At 46.2% G+C, this 23729-nt stretch carries 22 protein-coding genes and 1 pseudogene; 10 read left to right on the forward strand and 13 right to left on the reverse strand.

The window, feature by feature from the left end:
- Positions 1–102 precede the first annotated feature (102 nt).
- The gene (locus tag QUB56_RS19715) at positions 103–873 is read left to right on the forward strand and encodes a Uma2 family endonuclease (RefSeq protein WP_332957451.1); all 771 of its coding nucleotides are present in this window, start codon (positions 103–105) and stop codon (positions 871–873) included.
- Between the two features lie 57 nt (positions 874–930).
- Here QUB56_RS19715 and QUB56_RS19720 read toward each other — a convergent pair whose 3' ends face one another.
- The 3 genes from QUB56_RS19720 to QUB56_RS19730 are packed head-to-tail and all read right to left on the reverse strand — an operon-like array spanning position 931 to position 5127.
- The gene (locus QUB56_RS19720) at positions 931–2385 is read right to left on the reverse strand and encodes a DUF1802 family protein (protein WP_332957453.1); all 1455 of its coding nucleotides are present in this window, start codon (positions 2383–2385) and stop codon (positions 931–933) included.
- A gap of 42 nt (positions 2386–2427) precedes the next feature.
- Positions 2428–4356: a P-loop NTPase fold protein gene (locus QUB56_RS19725; RefSeq protein ID WP_332957455.1), complete on the reverse strand. Its 1929-nt coding sequence runs from the start codon at positions 4354–4356 to the stop codon at positions 2428–2430.
- A 48-nt stretch (positions 4357–4404) separates the two neighbouring features.
- A complete protein-coding gene (locus tag QUB56_RS19730) occupies positions 4405–5127 on the reverse strand; it encodes a hypothetical protein (RefSeq protein WP_332957456.1) in 723 nt (240 codons plus the stop codon).
- 472 nt (positions 5128–5599) lie between these two features.
- On the opposite strand from QUB56_RS19730, the gene QUB56_RS19735 reads away from it, so the two are divergent.
- The gene (locus QUB56_RS19735) at positions 5600–6079 is read left to right on the forward strand and encodes a rhodanese-like domain-containing protein (protein WP_332957457.1); all 480 of its coding nucleotides are present in this window, start codon (positions 5600–5602) and stop codon (positions 6077–6079) included.
- A gap of 305 nt (positions 6080–6384) precedes the next feature.
- Here QUB56_RS19735 and QUB56_RS19740 read toward each other — a convergent pair whose 3' ends face one another.
- The 5 genes from QUB56_RS19740 to QUB56_RS19760 all read right to left on the reverse strand — a co-directional run bounded on the left by QUB56_RS19740 (position 6385) and on the right by QUB56_RS19760 (position 11130).
- Positions 6385–6843 carry an NUDIX domain-containing protein gene (locus QUB56_RS19740; protein WP_332957458.1) on the reverse strand — a complete coding sequence of 153 codons (459 nt, stop codon included), beginning with the start codon at positions 6841–6843 and terminating at the stop codon, positions 6385–6387.
- A gap of 179 nt (positions 6844–7022) precedes the next feature.
- Positions 7023–7769 (reverse strand): peptidase, encoded by a 747-nt coding sequence (locus QUB56_RS19745; protein ID WP_332957459.1) that lies wholly within the window; start codon positions 7767–7769, stop codon positions 7023–7025.
- 91 nt (positions 7770–7860) lie between these two features.
- Positions 7861–8100, reverse strand: a complete 240-nt coding sequence (secG, locus tag QUB56_RS19750; protein WP_332957461.1) for a preprotein translocase subunit SecG — start codon at positions 8098–8100, stop codon at positions 7861–7863.
- A gap of 335 nt (positions 8101–8435) precedes the next feature.
- Positions 8436–10037, reverse strand: coding sequence for a 2,3-bisphosphoglycerate-independent phosphoglycerate mutase (gpmI, locus tag QUB56_RS19755; protein WP_332957462.1), 1602 nt, complete (start codon positions 10035–10037; stop codon positions 8436–8438).
- 427 nt (positions 10038–10464) lie between these two features.
- Positions 10465–11130 (reverse strand): retropepsin-like aspartic protease, encoded by a 666-nt coding sequence (locus tag QUB56_RS19760; protein ID WP_332957463.1) that lies wholly within the window; start codon positions 11128–11130, stop codon positions 10465–10467.
- Between the two features lie 225 nt (positions 11131–11355).
- Between QUB56_RS19760 and QUB56_RS19765 the strand changes: the two genes are divergently transcribed.
- From QUB56_RS19765 to QUB56_RS19780, 4 genes are all read left to right on the forward strand, one after another.
- On the forward strand, positions 11356–12699 hold the full coding sequence (locus QUB56_RS19765; RefSeq protein WP_332957464.1) for a hypothetical protein: 1344 nt from the start codon (positions 11356–11358) through the stop codon (positions 12697–12699).
- 44 nt (positions 12700–12743) lie between these two features.
- Entirely contained in the window at positions 12744–13481 is a 738-nt protein-coding gene (locus QUB56_RS19770; protein WP_332957465.1) for an MORN motif-containing protein, read from the forward strand.
- Between the two features lie 48 nt (positions 13482–13529).
- Positions 13530–14153 carry a DUF6391 domain-containing protein gene (locus tag QUB56_RS19775; RefSeq protein WP_332957466.1) on the forward strand — a complete coding sequence of 208 codons (624 nt, stop codon included), beginning with the start codon at positions 13530–13532 and terminating at the stop codon, positions 14151–14153.
- Between the two features lie 145 nt (positions 14154–14298).
- Positions 14299–14757 carry a hypothetical protein gene (locus QUB56_RS19780; protein WP_332957468.1) on the forward strand — a complete coding sequence of 153 codons (459 nt, stop codon included), beginning with the start codon at positions 14299–14301 and terminating at the stop codon, positions 14755–14757.
- A 337-nt stretch (positions 14758–15094) separates the two neighbouring features.
- Here QUB56_RS19780 and QUB56_RS37335 read toward each other — a convergent pair whose 3' ends face one another.
- A complete protein-coding gene (locus QUB56_RS37335; RefSeq protein ID WP_445243375.1) occupies positions 15095–15163 on the reverse strand; it encodes a hypothetical protein in 69 nt (22 codons plus the stop codon).
- 70 nt (positions 15164–15233) lie between these two features.
- Positions 15234–16211: pseudogene (locus QUB56_RS19785) on the reverse strand (RNA-guided endonuclease InsQ/TnpB family protein); the annotation flags it as partial.
- 311 nt (positions 16212–16522) lie between these two features.
- Between QUB56_RS19785 and cax the strand changes: the two are divergent.
- Positions 16523–17623 carry a calcium/proton exchanger gene (cax, locus tag QUB56_RS19790; RefSeq protein ID WP_332957469.1) on the forward strand — a complete coding sequence of 367 codons (1101 nt, stop codon included), beginning with the start codon at positions 16523–16525 and terminating at the stop codon, positions 17621–17623.
- A gap of 138 nt (positions 17624–17761) precedes the next feature.
- On the opposite strand, the gene QUB56_RS19795 is transcribed toward cax, so the two are convergent.
- The 3 genes from QUB56_RS19795 to QUB56_RS19805 all read right to left on the reverse strand — a co-directional run bounded on the left by QUB56_RS19795 (position 17762) and on the right by QUB56_RS19805 (position 20452).
- Positions 17762–18406: a hypothetical protein gene (locus QUB56_RS19795; protein ID WP_332957470.1), complete on the reverse strand. Its 645-nt coding sequence runs from the start codon at positions 18404–18406 to the stop codon at positions 17762–17764.
- A 198-nt stretch (positions 18407–18604) separates the two neighbouring features.
- Positions 18605–20269 (reverse strand): phospholipase D-like domain-containing protein, encoded by a 1665-nt coding sequence (locus QUB56_RS19800; protein ID WP_332957471.1) that lies wholly within the window; start codon positions 20267–20269, stop codon positions 18605–18607.
- Between the two features lie 6 nt (positions 20270–20275).
- Complete coding sequence (locus tag QUB56_RS19805; RefSeq protein ID WP_332957472.1) at positions 20276–20452, reverse strand: hypothetical protein; 177 nt, start codon at positions 20450–20452, stop codon at positions 20276–20278.
- A gap of 274 nt (positions 20453–20726) precedes the next feature.
- Here QUB56_RS19805 and QUB56_RS19810 point away from each other — a divergent pair, with 274 nt between their 5' ends.
- The 3 genes from QUB56_RS19810 (at position 20727) to QUB56_RS19820 (ending at position 23683) form a co-directional block, all read left to right on the forward strand.
- Positions 20727–21128 (forward strand): DUF7682 family zinc-binding protein, encoded by a 402-nt coding sequence (locus QUB56_RS19810; RefSeq protein ID WP_332957473.1) that lies wholly within the window; start codon positions 20727–20729, stop codon positions 21126–21128.
- A gap of 40 nt (positions 21129–21168) precedes the next feature.
- Positions 21169–22359, forward strand: a complete 1191-nt coding sequence (locus QUB56_RS19815; protein ID WP_332957474.1) for a cysteine desulfurase family protein — start codon at positions 21169–21171, stop codon at positions 22357–22359.
- Positions 22360–22660: 301 nt separating this feature from the next.
- A complete protein-coding gene (locus tag QUB56_RS19820) occupies positions 22661–23683 on the forward strand; it encodes a tetratricopeptide repeat protein (protein WP_332957476.1) in 1023 nt (340 codons plus the stop codon).
- Positions 23684–23729: the final 46 nt, after the last annotated feature.

Genomic DNA, 23729 nt, shown 5'->3' on the forward strand with positions numbered 1-23729 from the left:
GAGATGCAATAAGGGCGATCGATCTTTTCGTAATCAATGCCTAGAGTGTTAAAATTACAATTTAGTATAATAATAGCAAACTATCGAGATAGGTAAAAATATATGTCTCAATCTGTTGTGCCAGCAGTCGAAGAAAAACAGCTCGATACTTCGCCTACATTAACTTTTGAAGAATACAGAGTTTATCAAAGCAAGGACGATGTAAAATACGAACTGTACACAGGCAAATTAATACCGCTAGCAACAGCAACAGTTTTACACATAAAAGTTTGCGAATATTTTGTTTACAAATTGCAGCGTTACCTAGCTGAAAACAATCTTGACTTAGTAGTAAAAACAGGCTTAGGAGTGAGAACAGAAGAAAATTCCTCCCGTATTCCTGATGTAGTTGTTTGCACTAAAAGTCTTTTGGAGCAAGCTGGTGCTAGACCCGGAGGGGGCATCCTTGACTTGGATGAAACAGCGTTATTAGTAATAGAAGTAGTTAGCCAAGATCGGCGAACCGACTATATAACTAAACTAGGAGAGTACCAACTAGCTAACGTACCGGAATATGTAATTGTTGACCCGACAGAAAAAAAACAGCGGGTGCGAGTGATGGCATTTCTCGAAGGTGATGACATTTATACAGAGGTAAATTACTTGCCCGGTGAGGAAATGGAATCGGTAGTATTTCCCAATCTGAGATTATCAGTCAATGAAATTTTAGATCCGCCATTAGTGGAAGGGTTAATTAAGGCCGAACAAGCGCGATTGCATGAACTTAGGCACCAAACTGCAACGCAGCGTGAACGAACTGATGATGAGCATCAACGTACTGAAAGATTGGCGGCGAAGTTGCGGGAATTGGGCGTAGATCCTGATACTCTGTAGGAAATTGGATAAAGTAAGCGGGGCAAAGCTATCCCGTAGGGAATCGCCCTTGACATCTCAATCCTCTAGCGGCAAGTCGCGCAGGAAATAAAAGCGATCGCTTTGCCAATTGTCTCCTTTAATTCGCCCTGCATAACCTGTCAGCGGAGAAGAAAGTTCTACTAACATTTCGTGCAACTCTTCGGGGGACAACTTCTTGGGTGGGTTAGACATTGAATACGCACCCCTAAGAGCATCAACACTTGCTCGTTCATGACCAGTATTTTCCTGATACGTTTTCAGAATATGCAGAAGATGCGATCGCACTTTAATTTCTTGTTCAACTTGCTCAATATATTTAGCCACTTCATCATCAGATTGTCCCGGTTTTAAGTATTCTTTCAGTTTAAATAAGTCCACCGAGTTAGGATAGTTGCTTTGAAGTTTAACCAATTTTTCCAGCGTCTCCGGGTTCATAATTGCCATACCGTGTACTTTTGCTGCATCCATAAGTTGAGTAGTTGGAATGCCAGGGCCAATAATCAACTTAGTTGCTTTTGCGAGTGTTTCTTTATCTTTGAGCCGTAGCGTTCCTAAATTCAGCAATTGAACTGCTGTATCGTTAGGGATTTTTTTACCTGCTTTGCACTCGCCAACTAACGGGTAAGGTTTTGAGCATAATAAATCTAAGCCGCCAGCACCACCTTTGTGAGCATAATCTATTGTAAATCCCAAAAACTCAAGGCTATCGCGCACTACAATTTCAAAGTCTGTTCCTGCTTGATAGTTGCTTTTGTCTTTATCTAGTTCTTTGGTGCGATTTCCCAAAGCTGCTATAGTCTTTATCCAAGCTAAATCCGGTTTGATTGGTTTTACAGGCTTATCGCTACTCCAACCTAGAAATATTTTGATTTCTGCGTCTAGTTGTTTGGCTTTTGAATTGGTGGTGGATAAATGCACTAATGCACTTTGCAACTCTTCCAATTCTGGATGTTCTGGCGACTCTCGGTTTACCAGCTTTTGACGGCGTTTGGCAAAGATAGACTCGCTCAACACAGGCGTTGAATCAGTAACATTTAGAGACTTTGGCAAAGATACAAAATTGCCGCTGGGATGCACAGGCATTTCGAGCGGCTGAGGCAGCAAATAAACCCGCAGGTAAGCTAAATAAATAAAAGGACGCTGCTGGAGAATTTGCTGTAATGCCTCTGTTTTCCAGACTGTTAACCGCGACAAAGCCTCTAATGATTCCGACTCATTCACCATTTGGCACAATTCGCACCTAGCCCAAGCTTTGATCGAAACTTTATCTGAATCTAACTGAGCAAGTGCCTTTTGAGCAGCGGGTAAAAAGCTCGATCGATAATATTGATCGTAGGGCAAGTTACCTAAAACAGTGCCTGGATAGAGTGCATATTGTTCTCCCGGATTAAACGTTCGCCACACTAGAGCTGCAATCATTCGCCCTTGGATTAAACCTTCTACGTCTGGGGCCGGCAAACGGATAGCCCTGTCAATATTGACTAATGACATGAGAGTATTTGTCCCAATATGAAGTTGATAGTTTAGGAAGCCTTAATTAAACTCGCTCAGTAAATTGTCGCACGACTTATCTAATTCTTCTGACTCCGATAAGTCATCCATAATAGACTCCGCTACAGTTACGGGTTCATCTTCAATAAGATCGGTAGGAACCTGATAGGACGGATCGCTAAGAATCTCTTTAAGCAAGGGGTTACTAGCCCCTAGCATTTTCTCAGCACCTTTTTCGGCAATAAAATTGAAAATCTGCTCCTCACTCACCCCATAATCTACTTCGCGCTTCTGATGAACAGCCCGAATAGCTAACAGCGGTTTGATTTCATCTTCTTTCAGTGGGACATATTCTCCACCTTGTTGTTTAATGAGCGGTACAAGATACTTTTGCTCCATGTATGAAGTAATCTTTTTGCTCTGGGAACGAACCAAACAACCGCGAGTTAAATTAAAAGTTTGGTAATCATTTAACCTTTTTAAACCCGATCCTAACCCTTTTCCACCAGCATACTGAAGCACTGCTACTCCAATGATTACATCTTTTCCGTTGTCTTTGCCAATTACTTTGAAATTGATGTAATCATCCTTGCCTCCACGTTTCTTAACTTTATCTGTGGCTTCCTGAACTGTTACCCTTTCCACTGTCTGACCAATCAAACTCTGAAAGCCAAATAAAATAGCATCAGCAAGCAGATAATTATCTTCTAAATAAATTCCTATGTCTTCCTCTAGCTCTTTGATGAAAGCAAGTTCAACGGGATTAGAAATATCGGAATTTTTAGGGCTTTCACCCGTAGAAATAGGAGGATTACAATTTTCTTTACACCACTTCAAAACCTCTCTAGCAGTGGGTTTTCCTTTGCCAAGCTCGCTAAGTTGAATTTGAGTGAATGGATAAATTGGCTCAGGAGGAATTAAGTTTTGCCGTTCATAATATTTGTCTAACCAAAAGCTAACTAAGTTAACAATTGATTCTGCATCCATGTATTTCAAGTCAATCGGATTTCCCTGAACCGAAACCTTAGTGAACACTCCACCAGGTAGCTTCTTTATTTTATCGATCCATTGAGGAGGCATCATTACACTCAGTATCAAACCCCGGTTTAGATTTTGGAACAAATCTTTGATTAGTCCTGCAACAATCTGACTGATATGTAAACCACTAATATCGTCGTAGGCATCAGGCGTGTCTAACTCATCAAAGCAAATGACCAGTTCCTTGTACTCACTAATCAAATCTAAGATTTGCAAAACCGCCTCAAAAGATTGGCATTGACTCGGGAGTTCCAACTCATCGGCTTTGTATTTAGCAAGTTCTTGACCCTCTAACCATTTGATTGCATAAAGTGATTGCTCGTCGGAGAGTGTCCAAAAAATTGCCTTGACAATATCAGGATCGTTAACACTTTTCGCTTGCAGAAATGCTTTTGTTAGATCCTTAACCCACTTCTTTAGTTGCTTGGGCGTGCCTGCCTTAAATTTTTCCAATAATTCTTGAGGATAATAAACTTTAGCATTGGGTTTGGAAACCTTTAAAGCATTGTTAGCCATTGCCGTTGCTAGTTCTTGCCACTGTCTCACCCCATCTCTACCAATCTTTCCGAGGCTCTCAGCCAATATTCGCTGAAATCCTTGCTTAATTTGATTGATATTACCATATTTATTAGCGTAGACAAACAAGCCCCCGCCATGCTCATGCAGGCGATGGCGAATGCGGCTAATAATGTGAGTTTTGCCTGTTCCATCCTGAGCAGTTATAGCGATGGAAGTTGTCTTGTAGTGACCAGCACGAATTTGAGCGAGTGCCTGAAATACAGCATCAGAGGCGTGGGCATTTATTGTGTCAACATCGAAGAATTCCTGGCCCCAAACATCACCAGCATTGAGAAAAGGAGGTTTAGCAAATGGATTTTGACTTAAAAGAGCGGCGTTCAGGTCTTCAATGGAAGAAAAAGAAGAATTAGTCATGGTTTTTTGTGTGAGGTTAACGAATTTACAAAAGGATTTAGGGCAATTTTAGGAATTTAGCCGTTTGACATAGTAACGGAGTGCACCCAGTGCAGTTTTGATAGAATCTTCAGCTTTATCGGGCGTGATGTCTGTCATCTCGCCACCTATTAGCTGGAAAATGTCATTAGCCTGCATTTCCAACAGCCACTCGTTGAAGTTCGATCGCCCTACCCTTTCCCCGATCGCCCGACGCATCCGATAAATCGGCACTAAATCGTCTAAGTTATAATCCCGGTTCAACCTGTCATACACATCCAGCGCCACAGCCTTAAAATCCTCATAGGATGCGATCGCCCCTACATCGGCCTTCCCTTTCTCAACCGCAACACTCGCCGCACCATCCTGATGCCGAATCCACTTCAACAAAGAATTTCCCAACCGAGTACCAATTTGAGAACCATCAAACTCAAACAGAGAATCCCGGCTTTTGATCCCCTGCGCTAAAACTTCTTTCCCCTTCGCGCTCAATTCCACCATCGTCACCCGATTTACCAGCGAATATTCGATCGCCCCAGATTCCTGCAACTCGCCGAGCACTCCCACATATCTCTGACTCGTCTCATTAGTGCGAACAATCCGCTTAGTCAAATCCCCCTTTTTTACCCTCATCTTCCCGCCGCCCAAATCCCACAAATTCAGCAGTACCCGAACTTTCGCCTTAGCATCCCAAACCGCTTGCTCTTCAGGTGTCAAAGTTTGAGCCACCGCAATTTCATCTTTCTCCGACATATCCATACCTTTAAATACTTGTTGTTACTATCAAATTTTACCAGAAACCTTGCTGGGAAACATTTAAACTTTTCCGCAAGCGCGCCCAGGAACCTGCGAATAACTTATGCAAATTTCATTCTTAAATAAATTTGTCACTCATCACCACAGTAAAATTCGATTATAAAAAATATGATGATTGACTAAAAGCTTGTGAATAGATATAATATAATGTTGGATAAATTATCCCACTTCAAATTATCCGCAGCAAATACGAGCGATCGCACTTTTCAATCAAAACAATCGCGATCGGGATCAGACACGAGTTAGCAAACTCAACAAATATAGCGATCCCAACCTTAGTCAACCATCCGCAACCCAGCTTAACTGCGACTTTAGTTCAATGCCCGATTCAGTCTTTAGAAAGACGAATTAAACCTACACATCTTGTTACATTGCAATAGCAATCAAAACATTCAACAACGCTTTACCAATGAAAAATATTCCTGACCAAATTGCCGACATCAAAGAAAAACTTCCAGACATTACTCCCACCCCTCCCGGTTTAAAAGCTCAAGCATCTAGCCACGACCTCAAAGCCCGTTTAGATTGGGGCGAACCCGGACTCACAATCATCGACGCTCGTGATTTGGAAAGCTTCGGCAAAAGCCACATTAAGGGCGCCGTAATGATGCCAATGGAAGACTTAGTAGAGCGAGCAAAAGCCAGCCTAGAACCCGTCCGCGACATCTACATCTACGGCGAAAACGACCAACAAACCGCCGAAGCTGCCAATCTTCTCCGCGCAGCAGGCTTTCAAAAAGTAGCCGAACTAAAAGGCGGAATTCCTGGTTGGAAAGCCATTGACGGCCCCATCGACGGCTCTGGCGAACACGATACTCCCGGCCCCGACGCCTACAACGTTGTCTCTCGCTTGCAACACCACGCCGATACCCAGAAAGCTAAGAAATAACCTCAGATTGGCTGCAGAATTCGCCCACACAATCTGACACTTAAAAAACCCGGTATCGCAAAAGTTACCGGGTTTTACTATCCGAACTTATACCAAATCCGTCTTATAGCAATCCTAAATGATTCTACTCGTTACTAGGCTCTGCCTGGTAACGCAGATCCGGAGGAAGAGCCTCGATTGTAGCAGGCGAGGCAGAGCAAGAGTGACATTGATTCCCAGGCAGAGCTTGGGAAGCAGTTAATAGTAAATTCGAGTTCACTGTTGACGGTTGACGGTTGACGGTTGACGCCGTGAACAGTCAACCGTCAACCGTCAACATCATTCCGGTGTAACCGGAAATGATATAACTTCCTGCTATCCAAATATGCCTTAACTTCCCCGAACATTAGGCGGTTAGCATCAAAAGTAATCAGCTTAACAGCTTCCTCAAAAGAAACCCAAGCAGAATTTTGGATTTCTTCCACTTGCAAAACTACCTCCCTCGAATTGACAAAGCCTAAAAAGTATGTCACCGTTTTTTCAATCAGCTCCCCATCTTTAACAAAAGAATAATGTTCTGTAAAACTAGGCTCATCCAGCATATGAAAATCCGATATCCCAGTTTCCTCCTGAAATTCCCGCCTAGCCGTTTCCGCTGGAGATTCCCCCGGATCCGCGTGACCTTTGGGAAACGCCCAATGTCCGGCTTGATGTTGAATTAACAAAAACAAAGGGTCAGCTTCAGTCGAAAAAATCGGCACAATTCCAAAACATTCATCTTTCATTTTTCTGATATTCCTGATTAACTATAGGAATCCTAAATCATTTGTGAATTTCTTATTCCCGGACCGCGACTTCGGGGAGGGTTGGGGTGGGGTAAAAAATTTACGACTCCTGCAAGGATTGCTATATTATGTTTGTCTAGCCCGCGCAGCATCCGGACTTCCTTTGTGTAGATGCGATTTCAATCGCCGAGTCTCTGCAACTCCCACCCCAACCGAGTCGGCTGTTCATAAACCCGCTTCAAAGTATTAACATCCCTCGCAGAAATAGGCGGAGGATTTCTCACCTGAGAAAAATAAAGCACATCAGTTTCCATCAAACTGTGGCCCCAAATTCCCAAAGCGTGACCCAACTCGTGCCGCGCCGTCGCCGGAACATACTTACCCACTTGATTCGGATTCAAATAAACCGAAAACCGATGAGATAAAACAGTTTTATCCCCATCCCGACGGGCGTACAACTCATAGGTAGCCTCTCCAGACCGCGATCGCAACACCCCTTGACGCAAAGGCGGAGCCCGACGTAAAATCCTAATATCAGCCACCTCCGAACTATCCACCACTTCCAAAGGCAAATAAACCCCCCATTCCCGGACAACATCCAACACAGCCGCCACCCATTCTTCAGACTTATTAGCATCAACGGGACGCTCAACATAAACCTGAATCGGAAACTTCGACCACAACAAATGACCGAACCTCGGTGGCTTAACCTGGTCAAAATAATCACCGCTATCCGTGGAATCTTGCCAATTGGCCAGCGTTGGCGGCAAAGGGTGAACCTGTGGATCCGGCAAACTATTCGCCAGAGGAGAAAGACTTGCAGCCCGAGTATTAACCTGACTAAAAATTATCAGGCAAAAACAACATAAAGCCAATCCCAAACCAGCCAGCAATCGAGATTTTACCGTAACTTTCCACAACCGCATTTTTGCAACCGCAGATAGACGAAAATAAACGCAGATGAACTTAAGATTATCTGCGTCTATCTGCGTTCATCTGCGGTTAAAAATCCGACTCTTATAACTTAGGGGTCAACCAACCAGCACTCAAAATCACAGTCAAACCCATAAAAACAATAGACAGACCCCAAGTAATGCGGTTCAGACTCGTTTCTGCACTCTTGGCGCTGGTAAACAATTGAGCTTGTCCGCCAATCCCTCCAATGCCATCGCCTTTAGGACTGTGCAGCAACACAAAAACCACAAGTCCTAAAGCAGACAAAGACCAGATAACTTGTAAAACAGAAACAATATTCATAATCTGGGTAATTGGTAATTAGTAATCGGTAACTTATTATCATATCAAATCCGGTCGATCGCAAAAATACTCGCTGAGGGGCACGGCAGTACCCATTGTTGTCAAATTAAGCTGTTAGTCCGCCAGTCCGCCAGGGAATGAATTCCCTGTCTCAAAGCCCAAGTCCTCTGAAGAGGACTCATGAGTTTACAAATTGTTCTTCTCAGTCCTCTTGAGAGGACTTTCGCTATGAGGCAGGGGTTTCAACCCCTGTCGGACTATGGATTATACCTTAAATTGACAACTATGGACACGGCGCCGTGCCCCAACCTGTAACTAGATTTCGCCCAGCCTTGCTACAATCGGACTCGCACCGGAGTGCGATTGGCGCGAACTTCAAAATCAGCCGATCGAATCATAGAACGTCCCGTCATCTCCGGCGGCTGAGGCAACCTCAAAAGCTCCAGAATCGTCGGCGCAATATCAGCCAAACAACCGTCCGCCCTCAGAGGAACATCCGTTCCGTGACCTGGAATCTTCAGACCTTCGCCTTCTACCAGAATAAACGGAACCGGATTAGTAGTGTGAGCCGTCCAAGGATTCCCGTTCTCGTCGAACATCAGCTCAGCATTTCCGTGGTCAGCAATAATAATTGCCGTTCCCCCAACTTTACTAATAGCCTCCAACAGCCGCCCCAAACATTTATCCACAGTTTCGATCGCGATTATCGTCGCATCCATCATCCCCGTATGACCAACCATATCCGGGTTAGCGTAATTAATCACCACCAACGAATAAATCCGCTTTTCCAAACCCGCCACAGCCACATCCGTCACCACGGCCGCCGACATCTCCGGCGCCTCATCGTAAGTCGCCACCATCGGGCTCTGCACCAACTCGCGGTGTTCCCCTATAAAAGGCTGTTCCAGACCCCCATTAAAAAAATAAGTCACATGAGCGTACTTTTCAGTTTCCGCCGTCCGCAACTGCTGCAAACCGTGGTTAGAAATTACCTCGCCCAGAATATTGTTCAAATTCTGCGGTTCAAAAGCCACCATTACCGAGGACAACTTCGGGTCGTACTGAGTAAAACTCCCAAAAGTCAGCGGCTCAATTAACTGCCGTTCAAACCCCTTAAAATCCGGCGCCACAAAAGCCTGAGTCAATTCTCTAGCCCTGTCCGGGCGAAAATTAAAGAAAATTACCCCATCCCCGGATGCCACCGCCCCCGGAGCAATCCGAGTCGGCATAGCAAACTCGTCCGTCACTCCTTCAGCATAAGATGCCCGCAAGACATCAACAGCCGATCGACCGTCAGGCGCACCCTCAGTCGTCATCACCTCGTAAGCGCGCTGCACCCGATCCCAGCGCTTGTCCCTGTCCATCGCGTAGTAGCGGCCGCTGATGGTCGCAATCCGACCGACCCCTACCTTTTCTATATAACTTTCAATTTTTGCTAAAGCTTCTACACCCTCTTTCGGAGTAGTATCGCGGCCGTCTGTAATCGCGTGAATGCAAACCTCAGAAATTCCCTGTGCTTTTGCTAATTCCAGCAAACCCAAAATGTGACTCAGATGCGAGTGAACCCCGCCCTCGGAACAAAGACCAGTCAGGTGCAACTTGCCGCCTCGAAGGCGCACTTCCTCGCAAAGCTGAACCAGCGCCCGATTTTGCAGCAAAGAACCGTCTTCGACGGCATCCGAGATCCGCACCAACTCTTGAGGAACCACGCGGCCGGCGCCCAGATTCAAGTGACCGACCTCTGAGTTGCCCATTTGCCCGTCAGGAAGGCCTACCGCCCGGCCGGATGTGTGAATCAGAGTTCTCGGATAAGCGGCCCAGAGACTGTCCATCACGGGTGTTTTCGCAGTGGCGATCGCATTTCCGTCTTGTTCTTCACGATAACCCCAGCCGTCTAGAATAATCAGCACTACAGGAGATACAGACGCTTGTGCCATGCGAATACCTTATTTACAATAATTAATTTCTCGATTTTCATGACTTCCGATTTTGCGGACATCTTCCGCTCATCAGTTTACATATTTTCTACGCTCCGGCTGAACAAAGCCAACCCAAATTCCCTCAGCCACAGCATTTTGGGAACTAATTTCGACGTGAGGATCGCGAATTGTTTAATGGATTGCCTTGCCTTGTACTGTGAATCCACAGTCGGAGACTGTTACGGTTCTCACCAGCAGCGACCGTGCTTTTGTTGCCGCATTTTCACGAATTGTTCAACGGTCGGTGGCTATTGAAACAGTAAGAAGAATACCACACATGGCGGACTTTTGCTACTGCCTCAAGAAATAAATTAAACAGCTTTGACTCGGCTGCGAATAACTTTAAACGAGTTGAGCAAAAATCCGTTTCCGAATCGGCTCACTTTCAGCGGACATAAAATTCTACAACATCTTTTTTAATTTTGACATCGTAATTGCCAAAGAAATCGTGACCGAGCAGACCAATTTGCATTTTTTGGGCGATCGCCACTTCGACATTTTGGATCACAGCACCCCCAACCCCAATCGATCGCACGATACCCAGCGGGAACTCGACAACGCTACCGTCAGCGATCCCCGCTCTCGCGGTACGCACCGGCCTCACTCCCAGTAGACTCGCCATCCGCTGAGTAATCAAAGTGCCGCTCGCCCCAGTATCGACAATCATCTCAAAAGTCTTGTTGCCGTTGAATACCACATCAATCACCGGCGTCCCAGCATCGCGGCGCTTTATTTTAGCTTGAAATACCTTTTGATTCCCCGGTCGCGAGGCCGGAGGTCGGGTACCCGGATTTGACGGGGCCCGGCGAAACTGAGAGTACAAATTGCCTTTTGCGGCTCCCGAGTCTGCTGTTAAAGTGCGATTCCCTTCGGGATAGCTCCGCCGCGCGTGCTGCTGGGAACTCACATCGGGCACCAATGTCATCACCTTGGTTTCAGGCCGATGGGAATGAGAATGCACCTCGCCGCCCTCCACGGAGCCAAATGCAGCCAAAACGGCCACAGAAACAATGCCGGCTCGCCAAATCCGCTTGAGAATAACTTTTTTCATTATATTAATGCCTTGATTGATTCAATATTTTGAAGAACCACCATTGATATCCTAACCTGCTCCCGAAAACAGATCGCCAGATCCCACATTCGATCGTCAGGAAAACTTGGCAATTTTCAAGCGATCGCATACCATCAAACACAGGTAAACTTAAAGCGGCAAATGGCAGCAACTGCACTTGCCATTTGGATCACTTAAAAGTCAGGCGTTTGGGAACGATCGGCAATGCGTAAACTTTTATATTTTGCAACTATAGGAATGCTGGCTTTCTCGATCGGGGGATGCGGCGGGGACGGGGGCGGCAACACGGCCAGTCCCACTCCTAGTCCTACTCTCAGTCCCGGTGCAGCATCTCCCTCACCGGTCGCGGGCTCTCCCGGAACACCAGGCGCCGCGGCCAGTCCCACCCCAGGAGCTCAGACATTCCCCTCCCCCGTAGTAGCGGCCCAGCCCCCCGGCTTGATCAGATCCACAAACCCCGACGAACGAGCAAGACAAGCTCAAGCAGGAATCGACGCGAAAAAGACAGCACCGGACTTAAACGGGACAGCAATTCTACAGACCCCCATCCCCGGCCAAGCAAACGATCCATTCTCCATCCTTCCCCCTCAACCGGTCAGAACAGACGGCGGGACACGGGGCAACGAACTCCCCAAGCTGCCAACCCGACAAGTGCCAAAGCTGCCCAACTTGCCAGAGGAGAGCAACCCCCCTGAGTGGAGCCCTGGACAGCGCCGCGACGAAACCCAAAGCCCCGTACAGGTGTCGAGTCTTCCCAATCTGCCCTTAACCCCCATACCCCGATGGAGGTCGCCAGGCTTCCCAGACATAGCAGGAGATCCTGCATCTATACCTGGACTGCCCACCCTACCGCGCTTCCCAAGAGGCACCCCCGGACGGCAGCCAGCCCGCCCCGGACGCCCCGGATCCACACCGGCCGGCTCCCCAGATATAGCAGGATCTCCCGCACCATCGATACCCGGAGTACCATCTATACCGGGCTTCCCAAGAGGCACCACCCCAAGTCCCCAAGCAAGACCGGGACGACCGGGAGCAACACCGGGACGACCGGGAGCAACACCGGGACGACCGGGAGCAACACCGGGACGACCGGGAGCAACACCGGGAGGATCCCCAGCGATCGCTGCTCGCCCCCCCAGGCCTCCGAGCCCCCCTAGAATTCCCAACACCGCCACCAGAGAAGTGCCTGATCTGCCCAAGCTGCCAGAATTAACGCCCCCGCCCTCTTGGCAAGACCCCAACCCGCCACCCCCCCCAGCGGCTCCGCCACCCCCACCGCCTCCGCCTTCGACAGAGAATGCCAAAGGAGTTGAAGTTAGTGGCGTAGTCAGAGTTGGTAATGACATACTGGTAATTGTGAAAGCACGTAACGAGCCAACAAGTCGATATATCAAAGTAGGACAGCGGATTGCCAGTGGGCAGGTGCTGATCAAACGGGTTGATTTCCAATCAGGAGCCGATCCGATTGTGATTTTAGAAGAAAACGGTGTAGAGGTTTCCAAAATTGTGGGAGAAAAATCTCCCCAAGTTGCCCAAAACCCAGTTTAATGAAAAATTAACCTCAATCCTTGGAACGAAAATTGAGAACAGTCATGCTTCGCTCAATTCAAAAACTCGGAATACTGATGTTGGTTAGTTCGGGGGTAGGATACCTCTCACTGCTAGCCAACAGTCAGCCTTCATTGGCCCAGACGCCAGACTCCACCCAAAAGCGCCCTCCCGTTTGCGAAGGCTCTCCCCCCAACGGTAGAGTCAAGTGCAATTACGAGAATGGCGACAATTATGTAGGAAATTTCGTCAACGGCAGACCTCAGGGACAAGGAATATACGTATACTCCAAGGGCGATCGCTATGAAGGACAGTTCCGCAACGGCGTGCCCAACGGTCAAGGTGTATTTCTGTTCGCCAACGATGACCGCATGGTGGGAGAGTTCCGCAACGGTCTGATCGTTAGGGGAGAAGCTATTTTTGGTAATGGCGATCGCTACCGGGGAACATTTGAAATTGTTCAACTTAATAACGGGCCTGCTAGCAGTCAGCCGCACGGCCAAGGGCAATTTATCTTTGCTAGCGGCGATCGCTACGCCGGGCAGTTTTTCGCAGGAGCCCCCTTTGGTCGGGGAGTGTTCACCCGCGCTGACGGCACGCGCTGCGACGGTCAGTTTTTCAACGAACAGCTAGACGGCAAAGGTAGTTGCAGCTTCCCAAACGGCATTCGCTACCAAGGCGAATGGCGCAAGGGAGTGCCTCACGGTAGAGGAGTAATTACAGACGCTAAAGGCAGACGGTTTTCCGGAGAGTTTCGCGCAGGCAAGCGCGTTCAACCGTGAATGTAGCCTCTAAAATTTAACATCTCACATCAGTGGAGGCGTTGTGACATGACGACAAATGCTGCTTCTAGTTCTTGGCGCGCCAGCCAATTTCCTTTTGACTTTGCCCCGCAGCGGACTCAAGATGCGGATTTGTTGCGACAACTCGATTTTGTGCCCGGTTTGAAGGAAGTCTTGACTTTGCGCCAAGTTCATGCTTTGGAACACGCTACGGTTTGGGTACTCAGCCAATCTGGCCCTGCTGCAACAGCAAGAGCCGATAATGATTTATTGGGCGGGATGTCCACCGACCAAGGATTTTATCTTTACGGTCGCGTTAACATTGCACAGTTGCGTCAGGCAGTGCGCGAGGCTTTGCAGCGGATTGCAAGCGGAGAGTGGGATTTAGCTGTACATCCCCGCTGCGGAACGAACCTGTCGGTGGGAATGCTACTGACTGCTGGACTTGCTGTCGGCATCAATTTAGCCCTGCCTCGGGGGCCCCTTCTGCAACTTTTAGGTTTGGGAGTGGCGGCGGCGGCGGCGGCTCAGTTAGCTCCTGATGTGGGAGCTCTGGCTCAGCGTTACGTCACAACTGCTATTCCGTTTAATTTAGGTGTTGTGGATATTTCTGTAACTCACGACTTCTGGGGACGCGAAGCTCATTTTGTTCGGGTGCGTTGGGTTGAATAACTGCTGCCGGAGGATCCGAGTGTGCGATGGGGAGAGTTGGGAAAATCTTCCTTCTTGCTTCTTCCTTCGTTTAATTAATGCTTTGAAGTCAGGGCGATTCCCTTCGGGATAGCTTCGCTCGCGCGTACTTCATCCAACAAAAAAAATGTGCAAATTATCGATCTACAAAACCTGGGTGGCAAGTTTACTAGCTGTCAGCTTAGCTGTAGCAGGCAACAGCTTTTTGCCTTTCACAAACAAGGCGAGTTTTGCTGGCGAAATATCCCAAACTAACGAACCAGAAAGGGCTCCTGACGGCAAGATAGTTCCCGTTAATGGCAAAGTCAATGTTAGATTAACCAATAAAACCAACGATCGACTATTTTATCAGGTAGTTGGACAGACTAACCGCCGCAGTTTAGCCGAAAATTCAACAGTCGCGCTGCAAGCATTGATACTACCGGCCTCAATTTTATTTAGGCGACCAGATGGCGCATTATTGAAACCGAGGGTGAAACCTGTTGGCGAAGGAACAGTAGAACTAATATTAGACGAGACAAATGATTTAGGTTTGGATAAAAGATCTTTAACGATTCGGAATGACGGCGCACTTTTTCTCAGATAGAAAACTGCCAAATTTAAAGAATTAACCTTCAGTGACATACCTACACTCCGTCGTGAGTGAGTGTAGGCTTCTCAGGGACTCTTCAATGAAGACATTTCCTGAGCTTTGAGACCGTGTGCCCCACGGTTCTTTATATTTATCGATGCATTTAAGTCCCGGCACAATGAGATGCGGCAAACGGGACAATTATGCATCCGTTGAGAAAGTGGCTTTTTGACTTTGTGACCAAAAATTTCAAAGGTGGTACCCGCCACGTGATTTATCCGTGGAATCAATCCCAAATCTCAAATCGAAAATCCTCAAACCCCCGCATTTATCCGTGGGGTCAATCTAAAATCTAAAATCTAAAATCTAAAATCGATTGACCGCAGTTTGAGCACTCTTGAGATGTACCGTTTGGATTCACAGCAATAACTTTCTCTCCCAGCGTTTTCGGCTTTGTTAGTCAGTATTGTAATGAATTGACCCCATCCAGCATCATTCACACTCTTTGATAACCAAGTCTTAGTTATCCCTTTTATATTTAATTTCTCAACAGCAACAACGTCATAAGTCTTGAGTAAATTGTTGGCTGTTTTGAAGTGAAAGTCTTTACGCGTGTCGGCTACTTTTTTGTGTTGCTTGCCTAATTTGGTAATATCTTTTTTGCGTCTGTTGCTTCCCTTCTTTTTTCGAGAGACTTTACGCTGTAATGATTTAAGTTTTCTTTCTGCCTTTCTTAAGAATTTAGGAGCAACAATCTTGGTGTTATCAGATGCAACGTAAAAATCAATTAAGCCAACATCAATTCCTACAATATTGTCAGGATTGAAGTCGGGTTTGATTGTCGGAGCCGTTTTGTCATCAAGGCTTAAAGTGACATAATAACCGTTAGATTTTTTGGTGATTGAGACTGTTTTAATCTCAAAACCTTCTGGTATTTGGCGGTGTACAATCACTTTCACCTCACCAATCTTCGACAGCGTAATTTTATTACCACTGAAGTGATGTTGCTTGAATTGTGGGTAAGTGAAAGTTTTGTATTGACCTATGGCTTTGAATCTAGGTCTACCAGATTTTTTGCCATTTGAATCACCAGCCAACCATTTATCAAAAGCGATTTCAACACGCTTTGGCACTTCCTGTAGCACTTGAGAGTGAATCTCTTTGTACCACGGTCTGTCTTTCTTGAGTTGAGTCAAAGATGCTTGTTGGCTAAAACGATTAGGTTTTTCGCTCAGTTCCGGAAGATAACAAACATAAAGTGAACACCTATCAATAAGACATCTATTCTGTTCGTACCATCTGAATCTTTGACCTAGCTGATAGTTGTACTGACATCGCAACATATCTAAGGTGTTGTCAATGAACGCTGACTGAGCCTTGGTTGGTTTTAGTCGGTATTGATAAGATATTCTTACGCTGTTTCGTCCCTTGTCTGAATCAGTGTTATTTTTTAGTATACACCAACTTATGAAAAAGTGCCAGAAATACTATCGAATAGTTGTTCATTTCCTCCACATCTGGTTCCTCCGTACTTCGTACATCAGGAACCAGATTGTCGTAAACTCACGCGCATTCATCCCGACACTCCGTCGCGAGTGAGTGTGGGACTTCTGCTGTTTCAGTTAAATATCTGTCTGCGTTAATCTGTGTGCATCTGCGGTTAAAACGTCCAATCGCCCTTGCCCCAGCAATTGTCAGGCAACAGTGGAATCATCTAAAATCAACTGGGCGATCGCCCCGACAACTCGACCTCACCCTTGCATACACCATCCGAGTTCTTATGTCAATCAAAAAAATTCTTTCTATAGCGCTGTTAATTTTCATCCCCATTTCCATCGCGGCTGAGTATTTGCACTGGGGATCCCTCTGGGTTTTCATCACATCCGCTTTAGGCATTATACCTCTGGCTATTTGGTTGAGCACAGCAACAGAAGAAGTGGCGATCGTTACAGGCCCCTCAATAGGCGGTTTATTAAATGCAGTCTTCGGCAATGCTACGGAATTAATTATTGCCATAGTGGCCCTGAAAGCCGGCTTAATTGACATTGTGAAAGCCAGCATAACGGGCACAATTATCAGTAACTTACTCTTAGTCATGGGATTTTCCATGCTGTTAGGAGGAATACGCTACAAAGAACAAGAATTTAAGCCAATTATCGCGCGGGTGAACGGTTCCACAATGACTCTAGCAGTGATTGCAATTCTGCTGCCGACAATGGTAATTTACACCTCTAATGGAGTGGAACCCTCAGCCATTCAGAATCTTTCCTTAATAACTGCGATCGTCCTAATCGCAGTTTATGCTTTAACTCTGCTATTTTCTTTAAAAACTCACAGCTATCTTTACGAAGTCGGCTTACTAGAACTAGAGTCAGAAAATCCGGAAAATACCACAGAGGAATCTACTACGCACAAACCAAATTTGTGGCTGTGGATAGGGGTGCTAGTTGCCTCAACTGTTGCCGTTGCTTTTGAATCAGAAATTTTCGTGGGTGTTGTCGAAGAAACTACCAAAGGATTGGGATTGACGCCGCTGTTTACAGGGGTAATTCTGTTGCCGATTGTGGGCGGCGCCGCCGAATATGTAACTGCGGTGGGAGTTGCGATGAAAAACAATATGGATTTGTCAGTTTCTGTGGCGATGGGTTCGAGTTTGCTAGTTGCTTTGCTGGTAGCGCCGGTGTTGGTGATTATCGGATTAGTGATTCATCAGCCGATGGATTTAAACTTCAATCCGTTTGAAGTAGTTGCAGTTGCCATTGCCGTGACAATTGCTAATCTAATTAGTCTCGACGGGCGCTCTAATTGGCTCGAAGGAGTGCTGCTTTTAGCAACATACATCGTGTTAGGATCGGCATTCTACTTTCACCCCATTACTTAAACCAACAATTTTATTGGAGGGGCAATCCCCGTATTTGCCCCTATTAACTTGAAAAAAACCTATCTTTTCTCTGGTTTTTTCTGCCTCTGTGTCCTCTGCGGTTAATTAACGAAAAAAATTTTATTAGGCAGGAAGTAGTTACGGACAGCCACACTGTTGAACAGGAAAACACTCTTGTCTGCAACTTCTTTTTCTGCCTTTACGGTCGCGACAATCAGAAGTATCCTGACATTCTATCTTATCTTGACAAATTTGCTGACGGGGAAAAATACCTAAGCTTTGTATAGAAACTTCAGCCGTAAGCGCACCCTCTTCTATAACTTTGTCATTTTCTTTAATTTCATAGATAAACTTATTTTCTCCTTCTAAAACCGAAAAAGTTCTTGTTTTGTGACTGTTACCCAACTTAAATCGAAAATCCTCAGAAAACTCACCTTTGTCGTAACCTCTGTCTGTGTAGGGATAGGGGTTAGTTTCCATGCCATCAGTCACATTTTTAATCATCACCCTCCTGTTAGGGCCCGGAGGAGTCTTGCTGGAGACAAATCGAGCGCTTTGCGAATCAGGAGTAATCGCATTACCGGGACACACGCCTACATATTCAACGCGCTTAAATTGAATCAAATTAATATTAAAAGCGTTTTCGTTTTTGACCCTAAATTGTGCTTCGTTAGTCTGCTGGGCGCTGACTGTAAAAGCTGCTAGAATCAAAAAAAAGACTCCCACCAAAATAGCGAGGAATTTGATTGTTCTATTCCCGGCAAAATATCTGGCGTGTTTCATCTCTCTATACCTCTAGTATCAATAGATAGCATTTTCTTTGGGAGTTATTTTAACTTGAGAGCAGATGTGTTGTCAAAGTCTAGCGAATAGGTTTCTAGTGAGGGCTTGAGTCTTTGATGCTGAGTTGCGAAAGGAAGGACGGAAGTTCTGACTGTGAACTTTGTAGAGTCAGGAAGGGAGTCCTGACTAAGAAATTAGCTACCAAGTTACTCGATCGCGCCATTTTTCTAAGACTTTTTCCCCAACTCCCTGCACTCGTTCTGCATCCTCCAAAGAGGTAAAAGGTTGATGTTGCCGCGCTGCAATAATTCTCTCGGCTAACTTGGGACCAACCCCAGGCAAAGTTTCTAATTCTTCCTGACTCGCTGCATTCAAATTAACTAACTTTTTACCCGCAGCAATTTGAGGTTTAGCACTCGCAGATTTGGATGCTGCTTGTAGTGAATCGCACTCTTTTTTCTGGGCGTCAATTCTCTGTTTGATGCGGGCGGGAATTCCCAAGATTGCACCTTTGTAAAGCCGATCGAACTCCCGCTCAAAATGGGCCCCAACTGTGGGACTCTCGATCGCCAGCAGCGTCTCGTCATTTCCGTGATTTGCCGCCTCACTCCAGTTGTGAGAACCTGTAAGCACCGTTAGGCCGTCCACAACGCCGAATTTGTGGTGCAGGCGATCGCCCATTGGTAACAGCGGCACTCCCACCGTAGTTAGCGGCTTTCTCCAAGGGCGATTGTCAGCTTCTAACTTGCAATCTTGGATGAAAGTCGCACCCATCATATCCAAACCTTCACTGTAAGAGCGATAAATAAAATTAGAGTCAATTAAAGCTCGCACCGCAACTCCTCGCCTAGCTTCTATTTCCAGAGTATTTGACAACCGCTGAGCAGAAAATACAAACAGTGCCAAATCAACCGACTTTTTCGCACTACCCAAAGTTTGATTTATAAAACCGTTGACGCTTTTTTCCCAAGGCAAAGTCGCAGTTGTCGGCGAAAATTGCACCGCAACTGTCGCATTCCCTACTCTCACTTTTTGCACTTGACGAAACGGCTTTTTGATGCCAAATTTGCTGTCCGGTTTGCCTCCGGGCCCGTCGCCCCACATCAGGTTAAATTCTTGAGTAAATAATTGCGCTAATTGAGCATTTTCAATTTTCAGCAAATTGTTCGCATTGCCGCGACTTGCTGCTGTTTTGAAATCGCCGTGTATATCGCTTGTGGTAAAATTAGCAGAAGTGACGATTAGGGTTTTGCCGTCAATTACCACAAATTTGTGGTGCATCAAACCGCTGCCTTTACTGCCGTCAGCGGTATCATCAATGATAGGAATTCCCGCATCTTTGACAATTACCAAAGCATCGTTGTGCTTGATTTCATCGGCCGTCAATTTACCGTCTTTATTGGTATCGGCAATTTGCACAAATTCGCTATAACGATCGCGCTCTCTTTCGGGTAATTTCGCCAACTCCTGGGCTGTAAAATCGCTCCAAGGGCGACTATACAGATGTTCGACAATTAATCTCACTTTAATTCCCGATCGCTGTCGATCGGCCAAAACCCTCGCAATACCGGGCAACCGAAACTCTTGAACCGCTACATCAACCGTAGATCCAGCACTAGCAACCGCCACATCGATCAACTTTTCCAAATCATCTCCAAATCTAGTTTGCTGGCGGTAAGGCTCTGTATAACTCGAAGCGATCGACTGATTGAAGTATACTTGCAACAAGGGGTCTTGAGGCAGCGGAGCCAGACTGGGAGGTAAATTCTGCACGTCTTGCTTAATTTGTCCGCAAGCCACAAGATCGATCGCCAGCAGCCCAGCACAACACAAACCGAGTAAATGATAATAAAATACAGCCACAAAGTTTTAATAAATAAATAGCAGTTCGATCGCGTGGTGAGGTATGCCCAATGCCCTATGCCCTATGCCTGATGCCAGATATAGCAATCCTGAATGATTATACTCGTTACCAGGAAGAGCCTGGTAACGCATATCCGGAGGCTCTGCCTCCATTGTCGGAGCCGAGGCAGAGCATCTGGACATCGGTTCCCAGGAAGAGCCTGGAACTTAAATGCCCTATGCCCTATGCCCTATGCCCTATGCCTTATGCCAGATAGTACTTCATGTTACTGAGAAAGGCTATAGAGGTTATTAGCGTTCCCACAGTTCAAAGCTATAGGAGCAACTAAAGTTAAAACTTATTAAATTTATGCAAGGGAAGAGATTTTGCGTCTTGTAGAACTGCCTCGATGCCGGAAGCATCACTGGTAGGGTAGCAGCAATCAGGGGCGTGGGTCAAACCCGATACCCCTGCTTTATGGCTAAAAGAAAAAGAATTTTTCCGTGCGGTCACAAAGGATATGGTAAAGCGTGCCATCGCTGCACGCAAGAGTTGGTAGCGCAGCAGCATTACGTTGAAGCCCTGGCAGAAAAACAAACCAAAAAACAACGGAGGGAAGCATCATTTGCTAGAGATATCATCGATCTTAGAGGTCTACCCGACCACGTAGTCACTAAAGCTCGCGCCATTATAGCAGCTTTGGGAGAAAATAAGAATTACAGAGATTTCGGTGGCAAACGCCTCCGTCACAACCGTTTGATCGTTAGTATTCCTGTAACGCGCAACTACAGAATGCTTTGTGAAGATTGCGGCACCTTTTTAATTCCCCAAAAAGTTTTGTCGCACGAAGACTACAACGTGTGCAAACCAGGAAGTTAGTCATCCGTCATCAGTCTTTAGTTATTAGTTATTTAAAATCATGCAAATTTACCTCGACTATAGCGCCACAACACCGGCACGCCCAGAAGCGATTCAAGCCATGCAAAAAGCCCTGACTCAGCAGTGGGGAAATCCTTCGAGTTTGCACGAGTGGGGACAAAGGGCGGCCACAGCTTTAGAATTAGCAAGAATGCAGGTTGCTAGCTTAATTAACGCGCTACCGGAATCGATAATTTTTACGAGTGGCGGCACAGAAGCGGACAATTTGGCAATTATGGGAATTGCCCGTCTTTATACAAAGCCGCAGCATATAATTATCTCCAGCGTAGAACATTCCGCAGTAGCAGAACCGGCGCGACAACTCGAACAGTTGGGATGGGAAGTGACGCGCCTACCGGTGGATAAATTTGGGCGAATTCACCCTTTGGATTTGCAAGAGTCGCTGCGATCGAATACAGTGTTAATCTCAATCATTTACGGACAAAGCGAAGTTGGGACGCTGCAACCAATAGAAGCCTTGGGACAAATTGCGCGCGATCGCAATATCATGTTTCATACCGATGCAGTTCAAGTTGCCGGCAAGCTGCCAGTAGACGTGCAGAAACTGCCCGTAGACTTGCTTTCCCTTTCCAGTCACAAACTTTACGGGCCGCAAGGTGCGGGGGCGCTTTACGTGCGTCCGGGAGTAGAATTAGTGCCAATGTTAGGCGGTGGCGGGCAAGAATTGAAACTGCGTTCCGGGACACAAGCGCTGCCGGCAATCGTCGGTTTTGGGGTGGCGGCAGAGTTAGCATTGCAGGAAATAGATGTAGAAACGCCGAGGTTAATTGGATTGCGCGATCGGCTTTTTGACCTATTAGCTCATATACCAAGTTTAGTACCAACAGGCGATCGATATTACCGACTGCCGCACCACACCAGTTTTTGCATCGTCTCCCCATCCTGCCGCCCTTACCAAAAGAGAGATACAGGGCGAATCACAGGCAAAACAATGGTGCGGCAGCTAAACTTAGCAGGAATTGGCATTAGTTCCGGTTCAGCTTGTAGCAGTGGCAAACTAACACCCAGTCCAATATTATTAGCAATGGGATATGACGAAATCGGCGCAGTTAGTGGAATTCGCTTAACTCTAGGACGAGAAACCACAGAAGCCGATATTGATTGGACAGTAATTGCGATCGAGCAAATTTTGGATAGACTAATGCCAAAAGTAGCATTGTGTAGACCATAAAATAAACCGCCAATCCAAATAACCGTATTTATCCGCGTCCATCCGCGTACATCCGCCAACATCTGCGGTTCACATCATAAAAAATCAGAACCAAGCCCAAAAACCCACTCGCAATCATGATAAAATCAATAAGGTAGCATTGTGTAGAAAAATAAACCGCCAACCCAAATAACCGTATTTATCCGCGTCCATCCGCGTACATCCGCCAACATCTGCGGTCCACATCATAAAAAATCAGAACCAAGCCCCAAAACCCACAACCATGCTACAATAAACCCGATATTATTCCCAACTCCCCATAATGGAAGAAAGCCGCGCCCAAGCCTACCTAGAACTAATTCACACCCTGCTGAATTGCCCCAACGGCGAAGAACCGCAGATATTACAAGATAACTCAGAATTGTTGGATGTCCACTTTCTGGAAACTTGCGAGTTGGTAGCCGAAAAAATGGCACAGCAAGGAGGACAAAACGGCGCTAATTTCCTGCGGAATCTAATCGCTCAGCTAGCACAATTAATCGATATCAACGATGGCGATAACTCCCAAGGAGAAAATCCCCAAGAGTATGCAAACTTTATTCTAGAATTATTGCAAGCAGAAGATGATAGCAATAGCAATACAGCAATAATTCACTCGATGCTAGCTGAACGAAAACATCTCCTCAATGCTCGTTTTTCGGATATTTTAGAGCAAGTAGTCGAGAGGTTAGTTGATGGGGAAAATGCAAAAACTATTGATTCAATTGTCAGCCTCGTAGAAGACTTGAGCATTAATATTAGTAATTTTTCCGGTGGGAATAAAGCGGATAATATTGAAATTGCCCTTGCTGCTTATCAACTTGTTTTAAATAATCGGCAACCCGGAAGCGAAAAGTTTGCTCAAACTCAAAACAACTTAGCTGCTGCCTACATTACCAGAATAAAGGGCTCGCGGGCCGAAAATGTGGAAATGGCGATCGCCCTTTATGGCGCAGCTTTAACAGTCTATACCCTTGAGGCTTTCCCGGAAGATTGGGCAATGGCTCAAAATAACCTAGCTGCTGCTTACGCCAACAGAATCAACGGTTCGCGGGCGGAAAATATCGATCGCGCGATCGCATTTTTTGAGGCTGCTTTAACTGTTCGTACCCGCGAACAGTTTCCTGAAGATTGGGCAATGATTCAATATAACCTAGGTAATGCCTATTATGACAGAATCAACGGTTCGCGGGATGAAAATCTCGAAAAAGCGCGATCGTTTTATCAAGCAGCTTTAACAGTATATACCCGCGAGCATTTCCCTGAATATTGGGCAATGATTAAAAAGAAGCTGGCTAATGCCTAAAGTGATGCAGCTTTAACAATCTCAGAAACCGGGTTTTTTCCGATAT

Origin of the sequence: Microcoleus sp. AR_TQ3_B6 (genome assembly GCF_036702785.1) — a bacterium.
Taxonomy (GTDB): Bacteria; Cyanobacteriota; Cyanobacteriia; order Cyanobacteriales; family Microcoleaceae; genus Microcoleus.

Coding starts and splice junctions, on each gene's coding strand:
- QUB56_RS19765 (WP_332957464.1), top strand. CDS start 11,356: ATGCGTAAACTTTTATATTTTGCAACTATAGGAATGCTGGCTTTCTCG.
- gpmI (WP_332957462.1), bottom strand. CDS start 10,037: ATGGCACAAGCGTCTGTATCTCCTGTAGTGCTGATTATTCTAGACGGC.
- secG (WP_332957461.1), bottom strand. CDS start 8,100: ATGAATATTGTTTCTGTTTTACAAGTTATCTGGTCTTTGTCTGCTTTA.
- QUB56_RS19745 (WP_332957459.1), bottom strand. CDS start 7,769: ATGCGGTTGTGGAAAGTTACGGTAAAATCTCGATTGCTGGCTGGTTTG.
- cax (WP_332957469.1), top strand. CDS start 16,523: ATGTCAATCAAAAAAATTCTTTCTATAGCGCTGTTAATTTTCATCCCC.
- QUB56_RS19760 (WP_332957463.1), bottom strand. CDS start 11,130: ATGAAAAAAGTTATTCTCAAGCGGATTTGGCGAGCCGGCATTGTTTCT.
- QUB56_RS19775 (WP_332957466.1), top strand. CDS start 13,530: ATGACGACAAATGCTGCTTCTAGTTCTTGGCGCGCCAGCCAATTTCCT.
- QUB56_RS19730 (WP_332957456.1), bottom strand. CDS start 5,127: ATGTCGGAGAAAGATGAAATTGCGGTGGCTCAAACTTTGACACCTGAA.
- QUB56_RS19820 (WP_332957476.1), top strand. CDS start 22,661: ATGGAAGAAAGCCGCGCCCAAGCCTACCTAGAACTAATTCACACCCTG.
- QUB56_RS19805 (WP_332957472.1), bottom strand. CDS start 20,452: ATGTCCAGATGCTCTGCCTCGGCTCCGACAATGGAGGCAGAGCCTCCG.
- QUB56_RS19780 (WP_332957468.1), top strand. CDS start 14,299: ATGTGCAAATTATCGATCTACAAAACCTGGGTGGCAAGTTTACTAGCT.
- QUB56_RS19725 (WP_332957455.1), bottom strand. CDS start 4,356: ATGACTAATTCTTCTTTTTCTTCCATTGAAGACCTGAACGCCGCTCTT.
- QUB56_RS19740 (WP_332957458.1), bottom strand. CDS start 6,843: ATGAAAGATGAATGTTTTGGAATTGTGCCGATTTTTTCGACTGAAGCT.
- QUB56_RS19770 (WP_332957465.1), top strand. CDS start 12,744: ATGCTTCGCTCAATTCAAAAACTCGGAATACTGATGTTGGTTAGTTCG.
- QUB56_RS19715 (WP_332957451.1), top strand. CDS start 103: ATGTCTCAATCTGTTGTGCCAGCAGTCGAAGAAAAACAGCTCGATACT.
- QUB56_RS19735 (WP_332957457.1), top strand. CDS start 5,600: ATGAAAAATATTCCTGACCAAATTGCCGACATCAAAGAAAAACTTCCA.
- QUB56_RS19815 (WP_332957474.1), top strand. CDS start 21,169: ATGCAAATTTACCTCGACTATAGCGCCACAACACCGGCACGCCCAGAA.
- QUB56_RS19810 (WP_332957473.1), top strand. CDS start 20,727: ATGGCTAAAAGAAAAAGAATTTTTCCGTGCGGTCACAAAGGATATGGT.
- QUB56_RS19720 (WP_332957453.1), bottom strand. CDS start 2,385: ATGTCATTAGTCAATATTGACAGGGCTATCCGTTTGCCGGCCCCAGAC.
- QUB56_RS19795 (WP_332957470.1), bottom strand. CDS start 18,406: ATGAAACACGCCAGATATTTTGCCGGGAATAGAACAATCAAATTCCTC.